General features: G+C 73.1%; 5 protein-coding genes and 2 pseudogenes. 5 read left to right on the forward strand and 2 right to left on the reverse strand.

Annotated features, from left to right (window positions below; genetic code table 11):
• The 5 genes and pseudogenes from ASC60_RS38280 to ASC60_RS38300 form a co-directional block, all read left to right on the forward strand.
• Positions 1-288, forward strand: a pseudogene (locus ASC60_RS38280) (TetR/AcrR family transcriptional regulator); the annotation flags it as partial.
• Positions 289-561: 273 nt separating this feature from the next.
• Positions 562-1,626 carry an acyl-CoA dehydrogenase family protein gene (locus ASC60_RS38285; RefSeq protein ID WP_055558340.1) on the forward strand — a complete coding sequence of 355 codons (1,065 nt, stop codon included), beginning with the start codon at positions 562-564 and terminating at the stop codon, positions 1,624-1,626.
• A 378-nt stretch (positions 1,627-2,004) separates the two neighbouring features.
• Entirely contained in the window at positions 2,005-2,568 is a 564-nt protein-coding gene (locus tag ASC60_RS38290) for a diguanylate cyclase (protein ID WP_234357337.1), read from the forward strand.
• Between the two features lie 5 nt (positions 2,569-2,573).
• Positions 2,574-3,556 (forward strand): annotated as a pseudogene (locus ASC60_RS40480) (SMP-30/gluconolactonase/LRE family protein); the annotation flags it as partial.
• A 119-nt stretch (positions 3,557-3,675) separates the two neighbouring features.
• Positions 3,676-4,536, forward strand: coding sequence for a glycosyltransferase family 2 protein (locus tag ASC60_RS38300; RefSeq protein WP_055558344.1), 861 nt, complete (start codon positions 3,676-3,678; stop codon positions 4,534-4,536).
• A 71-nt stretch (positions 4,537-4,607) separates the two neighbouring features.
• Here ASC60_RS38300 and ASC60_RS38305 read toward each other — a convergent pair whose 3' ends face one another.
• Together ASC60_RS38305 and ASC60_RS38310 are read right to left on the reverse strand one after the other, a co-directional pair.
• Positions 4,608-5,162: a DUF6328 family protein gene (locus ASC60_RS38305; RefSeq protein WP_055558342.1), complete on the reverse strand. Its 555-nt coding sequence runs from the start codon at positions 5,160-5,162 to the stop codon at positions 4,608-4,610.
• 124 nt (positions 5,163-5,286) lie between these two features.
• Positions 5,287-5,613, reverse strand: a complete 327-nt coding sequence (locus tag ASC60_RS38310) for a hypothetical protein (protein WP_055558343.1) — start codon at positions 5,611-5,613, stop codon at positions 5,287-5,289.
• Positions 5,614-5,770 lie beyond the last annotated feature (157 nt).

The following is a 5,770-nucleotide window of genomic DNA, read 5'->3' on the forward strand; positions in this document are numbered from 1 at the left end:
GTTCGCGGCTTCTTCTACGTCGCCGGACTGGCCGCGTACGCCCCTGAGGACTTCCGTGAGTTTGTGGAGTCGATCGACGACCTGACCGTGATGCTGTCCTCACTCGCGGAGCGCGAAGGGCTCGACACCAAGGAAGCGCGGGATGTGGCCACCGTCACCGTTGCCGCGATGCGCGGCCTCTTCTTGCAGGAAGTCCTGGCTCCCGGAACCCGCTCGGAGGACGCGGTCACCTTGATCCTGCGCATGAGAGAGGACCGATCCGTTCCACGATCACGTCCGGAGAGTTGAGCACGCCCTCGGCCCTTGCCGCCGCCTGAGCGGGAGTGAGTCCTGGTGCCAGGACCCGCGCTCAGCCGGGCGCCCCGAACGGTTGTGGGCACCCTGGTCCCCCGCTTTCGCTCCGCGTCCGGGCCCGGCCGCCTCGGCCGGGAGGTCGCCGCGCTCGCCGTCTCGCGCGTCAAACGGCGTCGTCGCCGTGTTCGCCTGGGCCACCGACTGATGCTCACCCTGGGCGAGCCCCGTCGAGGCGCAGCCCGTACCACCGCTTAAGGAGCGCTCCGCATGACCGCCACCCCCGACCATCCCCTCGTCGCGGCGGCCCGCCGGCTGGCCGCCGACGTCCTCTCCCCCGCCGCCGAGGCGCACGACCGGGAGGGCGTCACTCCCGGGGCCATCGAGGCCGTCAAGGCATCGGGGGTACTGGGGGTCAACGCGCCGGCGGCGTACGGCGGCGCACAGGCCCCGGCGGCCACCGGCCGGGAGATCGCCGAGATCCTGGCGGGCGCCTGCTGTTCGACGTTCTTCGTCCAGGCCCAGCACCACACGCCGGTGCGGACCCTGACCACGGGCGAGGAGGCGGCGCGCGAGCGCTGGCTGCGCCCGCTGAGCGACGGCACGCTGCTGGCGGGAATCGCCTTCTCGCATCTGCGCGCCCACCCGAAGCTGCCCGTGCGGGCCACCCGGGTGGCGGACGGCTGGCGCTTCGACGGGCGTGTGCCCTGGTACACCGGCTGGGGGCTGAACGACCTGTTCCTGCTGGGCGGCGGCACCGAGGACGGCGAGGTGGTCTTCGGTGCCGTCGGCGCCCACGAGCAGCCGGGGCTGACGCCCACCGGCCCGCTCCAGCTCGCCGCGCTCACCGGTTCGCGGACGGTCGGACTGCTGCTCGACGGGCTCGTGGTGCCCGACGAGGCGGTGGCGGTGCGCCTGCCGCACGAACGCTGGGCGACGGAGGACCGCCCGAAGAACACCAACACCAACCCGGCCGTGTTCGGCGTGGCCCGCGCCGCGCTCGACCTCCTCGACGCGTCCGGCGACGCCGAGGCGAAGGACACGGCGGGTGTCCTGCGCGAGCGCCTGGACGCGGCGCGCCGTGACGCCTACGTCCTGGTCGACGAGGTGCCGCCCGCGGAACGGCTGGAGGACCGGCTCGCCGCCAAGACCCGGGCGTACGACCTGATGCGCGCCGCCACCACGGCCGCGATCGCCGCGGGCGGCGGCCGGGCCTTCGGCCTCTCCCACCCGGCCCAGCGCCTCGCCCGGGAGGGTCTGTTCCTGGTCGTCCAGGGCCAGACACCCGAGGTGCGCACGGCCCACCTGGCGGCGCTGCGCGCCGCCCGGGGCTGACGGGAACGGGGCCGGAGGGGACCGGAAAGGGAAGGCCCTCACCGACGGGGGATGCGGTGAGGGCCAGCCACGTTCAGTGTGGCACGAATGAAGGGCGGATGTACCTCTTCGGGCCAACAAACTTGGCATATATCTACCACTTGACTCCCAGTCACCTCATCTGCCACAGCTGTTTCAGCGGGCCGGTGTGGCGGTGTGGCCATGGGGGCGCGGCGTACCTGCCGGGTGACGGTTTGCCGCGGACACTGGCAGGGCACTCGGGCGGCCCGTGATCTTCCCCTGAAGGCTGGAGACGGCATGGCTCTGTCCCACAGTCCGGTGGCCCGCGCATGGCGTCGCTGGCGTCGGCCACGCGATCCGCGGGTGCCCCGGGAGCCGATGGATGTCGAGGACGCCAACCGGCGCTTCCTGATGTACGGGGTGCTGCCGCTGTGGTTCGTACCGGCCGTGGCGGACTGGGCCATGCACCGCAGGACCCGGATCGAGGAGACGTCCGGCACGCGCGAGTCGGCGCTGCACGCGCTCATGATGACGGAGGCGGGCGTTCCGGTGGCGATGGCCCTGCTCGCCCGGGTCAATCCGCTGGTGCTGTCGGTCATGGGCGGCGCGGCCGCGGCCCACGGCGCGACGGCCCTGTGGGACGTCAGCCTGGCCACCGGCGAGCGCGAGGTGCGTCCGGTGGAGCAGCACATCCACAGCTTCCCGGAGGTCCTGCCGCTGTCGGCGCTGGCCTTCACCTCGTGTCCGCACTGGAAGCAGGTGCGCGCCACCCTGCGCGGGGGCGACACGGCGGAGGACTGGAAGCTGCTGCCGAAGGAGCACCCGCTGCCCGCCCGCTACCTGGTGGCGGTCGGCGCGGCCGTCAGCGCCTTCGTCGCCCTGCCCTACGCCGAGGAGATGACCCGGTGCGTCAGGGCGGCCAGGGCACGCGGGGCGGCGTGAGCCCCATGCCACGACGACACCGATCCCCGGCGGCCCCGGCGGACGCCGCGGTAGAGCCACTGCCCCGCCCGCGGATCGTCGCCCGCGACGCGCGGGGGCCCGAGCACGTGGCCCTCGACGACCGGGGCCGGATCCTCACCGGGACCGCGGACGGGGCGATCTGGCGGCTGACCCTGTCGGACACGACGGGGCTCGCCCGCGCCGAGGTGATCGCCGAGACCGGCGGCAGGCCGTTGGGTCTGGTCCCCTCCCCCGACGGCGAACTGCTGGTGTGCGACGCCCGGCGCGGGCTGCTGCGCGTCGACCCGCGCGGCGGAACGGTGCGCGTCCTCGCCGACGAGGTGGCCGGCACCCCGCTGCGGTTCTGCAGCAACGTCGTCACGGCGGCGGACGGCACCCTCTACTTCACCGTCTCCAGCCGCCGCCAGCCCCTGGAGGACTGGCTGAGCGACATCCTGGAGGACACCGCCACCGGGCAGCTCCTGCGGCTGCGGCCGGGTGGCGAGCCGGAGATCCTGCGGGACGGGCTGCGGTTCGCCAACGGCGTCGCGCTGGCCCCCGACGAGTCGTTCCTCGCCGTGGCGGAGAGCGGCGCCCGCCGCATCAGCCGCCACTGGCTGACCGGTCCGCGCCAGGGCGGGCACGACACCCTCGTACGGGACCTGCCGGGCTACCCCGACAACCTCTCCCGGGCGCCGACGGGGTGTTCTGGGTCGCTCTGGCCGGGCCGCGCGAGCCCGCCGTGGACGCGGCTCACCGTGCCCCGCCCGCCGTCAGGAGGGCGGCGGCGGCCACCGCCAAGAGGCTCCGGCCCCGGCCCCGGGCCACCCTGCGCGTGCTGGCGATCCGCCCCGACGGAAGTGTCGCCCGCCATCTGCTGCGCCGCTGGTCCCCGTACCGGATGGCCACGAGCGTGTGCGAACACGGCCACCGGCTGGTACTGGGCAGTTTGCTGGAGCGGGGCATCGCGGTGTGCGCGCTCCCGGCCTCCCACCAGGACACCCCCTGGACAGCCGCGTGGCGCGCCCGGGGCCGGGTACTCGTCGACCGCGCGGCGGTGGTGCGCGGAGAGGAGGACCCATGGTGGTACGGGCCCCGGGAGGCGCTGTGACGACGCCCGCCGTCGGTGTCGTCGTCGCCACCCGCAACCATGCCGACACCCTCGCCACCACCCTCGAACACCTCACGGCCCTGCCCGAGCGGCCGCCCGTCCTGGTGGTCGACAACGGCTCGACCGACCGCACCCGCGCCATGATCGCCGAGCGGTTCCCCGAAGTCGACCTCCTGCCCCATCGCGTCAACCGTGGGGCGCTGGCCCGCAACGACGGGGTGCGCGCGCTGACCACCCCGTACATCGCCTTCAGCGACGACGACTCGTGGTGGCGGCCCGGCGCGCTGCGCCGGGCCGCCCGGCTCCTCGACACCCACCCCAGGCTCGGACTGGTGTCGGCACAGGTGCGGGTCGGCCCCGAGGAGCGGCCCGATCCGCTCAACGCGGTGCTCGCCGCGTCCCCCGCCGGACGGGCACCGGACCTGCCGGGCCCGGAGGTCTTCGGCTTCCTCGCCTGCGCCGCGGTGGTGCGCCGCAGCGCGTTCCTGGGCGTGGGGGGCTTCCATCCGCTGATCTTCTCCGGCGGGGAGGAAACCCTGCTCGCCTACGACCTCACCGCGCACGGCTGGGGCGTTTCGTACTGCGCGGAGATGGTGGCCCACCACCATCCGGCCGTGACGGCGCGCCCGGGCCGCGACGCAGTGATGCGGCGCAACGAGCTGATCGGCCACTGGCTGCGCCGTCCCCTCCCCCTCGCCCTCCGGGGCACCGCCCGGCTCCTCGCCGAGGCGGCCGGCGAACCGGAGGCACGTATCGCGCTCCGCGGGGTGCTGGCACGGCTCCCGGCGGCGCTGCGGCAACGCCGCCCGCTGCCGCCGTGGGTGGAGGAGGCCGTCCGGCGCGTGGCCTCGGTCTGAGGACACGTCGTGGGGAGCCGGATCAGCCGGCGGGCTCCGCGCTGTCCGCACCGCTGGGGGGCGGCCGGACCTCAGTCGCCGCGCCGCCGGGACTTGCGCCGGAGCCGCAGGGGAATGACGTACCAGCAAACGGCGAACCAGAGCATGACAATCCCGACGACCAGTTCGCCCACGACACTGTCGGTGACGACATTGAGGATGAGCAGCAGAGTGCACGCGATCGTGAGCGCCAGCAGCACCATCCCGCACGCCATGAACCGCCCTGCGGCCTCGACGACCTCGTCCTTCATCCGCAGCCCGGACAGAAACCGGTGGATGGACACCGGAGCTATCAGCGCGGCGACCGAGGAGGCGCCTGCCGCCACGGTCACCACATAAAGGACGCGGTCGAAGAGTTCCAGGTCCCGGAACGCCGGAGTGAAGGCGAGGGAAAGCAGGAATCCGAAGAGAATCTGCACCCCGGTCTGTGCGACCCGCGTCTCCTGGAGAATCTCGTTCCATTTCCGGTTGAGGCGTTCGCGGTCGGTCTCCGGCCGCTCATGCGCTTCGGAGGACGGCGCGCTCGTGCAGGACGGGCATGAAGGGTCATGCGCCGACGACGTGAGTTCCGGGCTTGCCATCGTCATGTCTCCTCCGCAGTCCAGAGAATTCTCGAATTCCCTGTCCGGCGAGAGGTATGCGCGATGCGCGCCGACCACCGGGAGAATCGGCGTGCGGTGGCCTCGACGCCACCGGTGGCACGTCCCTTCCTCACCGCCCGAGGGCCTTGGCCAACTGCTCCTTGTTCATGTGCGAGCGCCCCTCGATCCCGCGCTGCTTCGCCTCGTTGTACAGCTGGTCACGGGTCGGGCCCCGGGAGCCGCTGTGCGAGCGCTCGCCGCCGCGCCGGGACGCGGACTTCCGGTCCCGGGTCGAGGTCTTACTGGCCGTCTTGGCCTCTCCCGAGCGGGCGCGCTCCTTGTTCACGGTGCGGGAGGCGATTTCCTTGGCCCGCCCCGTGGAGGTGCCGCGCTTCTCCGCACCTTCCTTGATGTGCTCGTATTGCCGTTCACGCTTGGAATGGGAGCCCGCGGGCATGTCACTGCCTTTCTTTCCGCGCCTTCTCGCATAAGGCGCCCTGTTCCGGCCGGAGCACCCGACAAGCGGCCGCTCCATGGCAGGTGTATTCCACGGCCCGAGTCCCCTCGGCGCCGCACCTCCAACCCGCTGCGATGAGCGTCGGTGAGTGAACGTC

Source organism: Streptomyces sp. NBRC 110028, from assembly GCF_001417735.1.
Lineage (GTDB): Bacteria > Actinomycetota > Actinomycetes > Streptomycetales > Streptomycetaceae > Streptomyces.